The organism is Streptosporangium sp. NPDC006930 (assembly GCF_040635605.1).
Lineage (GTDB): Bacteria > Actinomycetota > Actinomycetes > Streptosporangiales > Streptosporangiaceae > Streptosporangium.
In genome coordinates this window covers 1-4,169 of record NZ_JBEYID010000059.1, presented here as the reverse complement: position 1 = coordinate 4,169, position 4,169 = coordinate 1, and the positions used below count along the sequence as shown (strand labels likewise).

Annotated in this window: 1 protein-coding gene; it reads left to right on the top strand. The window is 75.0% G+C overall.

The features are described from left to right. Positions 1 to 4,169: type I polyketide synthase (locus tag ABZ664_RS39305; RefSeq protein ID WP_362522369.1), on the top strand; the 4,169-nt coding region annotated here is incomplete at its 3' end.

Genomic DNA, 4,169 nt, shown 5'->3' with positions numbered 1-4,169 from the left:
GTGTCGCCGTTGGTGGGGTGGGCGGGGTCGGGGGTGGAGTTGTTGCGGGAGTCGGTGGTGTGGCCGCGGGGGGGTGGGGTGCGGCGGGCGGGGGTGTCGTCGTTCGGGATCAGTGGGACCAACGCGCATGTCATCCTCGAACAGGCACCCGACGACCCCGCCGAGACACCGAATGTCTCCGGCCACGCCGATCGGCCCGCGACCGCGCCCGCTCCCCCCGTGCTGCTGTCGGGGGACAGCCCCGCCGCTCTGCGCAGGCAGGCCGGGGCACTGGCCGACCACCTTCAGGCCCATCCGGGGCTGGACCCGCGCGACGTGGCGGCCACCCTCCTTTCCAGGGCACGGCTCGGCCACGGCGCCGCCGTACTGGCCGACCACCTGCCCGCCCTGCGCGCCCTGGCACGGGGCGAACTCCACGACGAGGTCGTCACCGGCGAGAAGGCCCCGGGCAGGACGGTCTTCGTCTTCCCCGGCCAGGGATCGCAGTGGCCCGAGATGGCCCGCGCGCTCCTGGACTCCGACCGTACCTTCCGCGCCGAGATCGAGGCCTGCGAGGAGGCGTTCGCCGGACACACCGACTGGTCTCTCACCGCCGTGCTCCGCGGCGACGCCGGCGCGCCACCACTGGAGCGCGTCGACGTCGTGCAGCCGGTGCTCTTCGCGATGATGGTGTCGCTCGCGGCGATGTGGCGCGCCGCCGGAGTACGGCCGGACGCCGTGGTCGGGCACTCACAGGGCGAGATCGCCGCGGCCTACGTGGCGGGCGCGCTGTCGCTGGCGGACGCCGCGAAGATCGTCACACTCCGCAGCAGGGCGATAGCCCGCATCGCGGGGAACGGCGGCATGGTGTCGGTGGCGTTGGGCGCCGACGAGCTGGCCCGGGTCCTGGCGCGCCGACCGGGGGAGATCGAGATCGCGGTGCGCAACGGGCCACGCTCCACGGTGGTCGCGGGAGGCGCGGACGCCCTCGACGAGCTGCTCGCGTGGTGCGACGAGCAGGGCGTGCGCGCCCGCCGCGTCCCGGTGGACTACGCCTCGCACACCCGATACGTCGAACCCCTGCGCGAGGACCTGCTGGAGACGCTCACCGGCCTGGAACCGAGGCCGGCCGAGATCGCGTTCCACTCCTCGGTGACCGGGGAACCGGCCGACACCGCCACGCTCGACGCCGGGTACTGGTATCGGAACCTCCGCGGGACCGTGGAGTTCGAAGCCGCCGTCCACGGCCTGCTCGACGCGGGGTACCACCGGTTCGTCGAGGTGAGCCCGCACCCGGTGCTCACCGTGGCCGTCGAGGAGATCCTCGCCGAGCGGGGCCTGCCCGGGCTGGCGGGCGGCACGCTGCGGCGCGGCGAGGGCGGCACGGAGACGTTCCGCCGCGCCCTCGCCGTGGCCCACCTCGGCGGCGTCCCCGTCTCCTGGACGACGACGGGCACCTCTGCCGTGGACCTGCCGACCTACCGGTTCGAGCGCGAGCGCTACTGGCTCATCCCCTCCGCCGGCTCGGCCCTGGCGTCCGGGCTAGGGCCGTCCGCCGTCCGCCACCCGCTACTGGGGGCGATGGTCGCGCTCGTGGACGGCGGCGCGGTGCTGACCGGACGACTCGACACGGCGGCACAGGGGTGGCTCGCCGACCACTCGGTGTTCCGTACCGTGCTGGCACCCGGCACGGTTCTCGCCGAACTCGCCACCCGGGCCGGGGACCTCGTCGGCTGCCCAGAGGTGCGCGAGCTGACCGTCCAGGCGCCTCTCGTCCTCACCCACGGGCACCCGACGCCGCTGCAGGTGCTCGTCGCAGCCCCTGACGATCATGGCCGCCGGACCGTGGAGGTGCACGCGCGCTCGTCCGAGAACGCCCCGTGGACCCGGCACGCGGCCGGGACCCTCGCCCCCGGGACGACGGGGGCCACGCGGGTCGCGTGGCCTCCCCCCGGAGCCGAGAGCGTCGACATCACCGACGTGTACGCACGGCTGTACCGGCTCGGCTACGACTACGGCCCGGCCTTCCAGGGGCTGGCCGCCGTATGGCGGGCCGGCGACGGCACGGTCTACGCCGAGCTCGTCGCGGCCGAGGTCCGGGGTGCCGCGGGTGAGGATTTCGTCCTTCACCCGGCACTGCTCGACGCCGCTCTGCATCCGGTGGTGGCCGGGCTGGCCGGACTCGCCGACCCCGACCCGGACCACCCTCTCCTGCCGTTCGCCTTCGAGGGCCTGCGCCTGACCGGCGGGGCGAAGCGGGGGCTGGAAGGGCTGCGGGCGCGCATCGAACCGCTCGGCGCCTCCCGGTTCCGCTACACCTTCGCGGACCTGGAAGGGGAGGTCGTCGGCGCCGTCGAGTCCGTGGCGTTCCGCCCGGCCGCCCGCGCCGAACTCGCCGCGGCCCGCCCCGCGGCCGAGACCTACCGGGTCGACTGGGAGCGACCGGCCGAGACGGGCCCGGCTCCCGGAAACGTCATCGTGCTCGGCGGCTTCAGTGGCTCCGACGGCCCCGGTGGCCCAGGTGGCCTCGTCACGACGGACGGGGACGTCGGCGTGGTCGACGACCTGCTGTCGGCGGACGGCGCCGGGGCCGTGCTCGTACCCGTGGGCGGGCGGACGGGCGACGTGGTCGCGGAGGCACACGAGCGGACCGCCGCCGTCCTGGGGCTGCTCCAGGATTGGCTCCGCCATCCCGGTTTCGACGGTATCCGGCTCTCGGTCGTGGTGGCCGAGTCCGACCTCGCGTCCGCCCCGGTCCGTGGTCTGGTCCGCACCGCCGCCGCCGAACACCCCGGCCGGTTCACCCTGGTCACCGTCGACGGTCCCGCCCCCGCCGCGCTGCTCGCCGCCGAGCACGGCGAACGCGAGGTGGCCGTACGCGGCGGCGAACTGCTGGTGCCCAGACTCGCCGCCCACGACCTCGGCGGGAACACCCCTCACGACTCCGCCCCTCACGACTCGGGATCCCCGGTGGGGACGCCGACCGGCACCGTCCTCGTCACCGGAGGCACCGGAACCCTCGGCGCGCTGGTCGCCCGCAGGCTCGCCGCTTCGGCGAACCCTCCGCACCTGCTGCTGGTGAGCCGCTCGGGGCCGCGAGCGCCGGGCGCCGAGGCTCTGGCCGAGGAACTCACCGCGACAGGAGCCGGGGTGAGCGTGGTGGCCTGCGACGTCACCGACCGCGCGGTCGTGGCGGAACTGCTGGAATCCATCCCCGCCGACCGCCCCCTCAGGTCGGTGATCCACACCGCGGGGCTGCTCGCGGACGCCACGGTCACCGGGATGACCACCGAGGAACTGGCCGTCGCGCTGCGGCCCAAGGTGGACGCGGCGTGGCACCTGCACGAGCTGACCGCGGACCTCCCCCTGGAGGGCTTCGTGCTCTTCTCCTCCGCCGTGGCCACATTCGGCGTACCCGGGCAGGCGAACTACGCGGCCGCCAACGCCTTCCTCGACACCCTGGCCGAGCACCGGCGCCTTGCCGGTCTGCCGGCCACGGCCGTCGCCTGGGGTCTGTGGGAGGAGGCGAGCGCGATGACCGCCCACCTGGGCGCGGCCGACCGCGCCCGGCTCGCCAGGCACGGTGTCGGCCCGGTCGAGACCGGCCGCGCGCTGGACGTGCTCGAACGGGTGCGTGACGCCCACACCGTGGTGTCGCCGCTGGACGAGGGCGTGCTGCGGGACGAGGCGGCCGCGGGCCGCCTGCCCGCCCTGTTCTCCGGAATCGTCAAGCCGCCCGCCGCGGCCCGGCGGACGGCGGCCGACGGCGCCTGGGCGCGGCGGCTGCGGGCCGAACCGCCACACGAGCGGTCTCGCATCGTCACCGGGCTCGTACGCGAACAGGCCGCGGCCGTCCTCGGCCGCGAGGACGCGGACGGGGTGGGCGCGGACCGGCCGCTGAAGGAACTCGGCTTCGACTCACTGACCGCCGTCGAGCTGCGCAACCGGCTCAACGCGCTCACCGGCCTCACCCTGCACCCCACCGTCGCCTTCGAGTTCCCCACCGTCGCGGCGCTCGCGGGGCACCTGCTGGACGCCCTGTCGGCACAGGAGAGCACCGCGCTCGTGACCGTGACGGGAACCGATGTCTCTGACCCGGTGGTGATCGTGGGGATGGGGTGCCGGTTTCCCGGTGGGGTGGCCTCGCCTGAGGAGTTGTGGGAGCTGGTGGCGTCGGGGACGGACGCGAT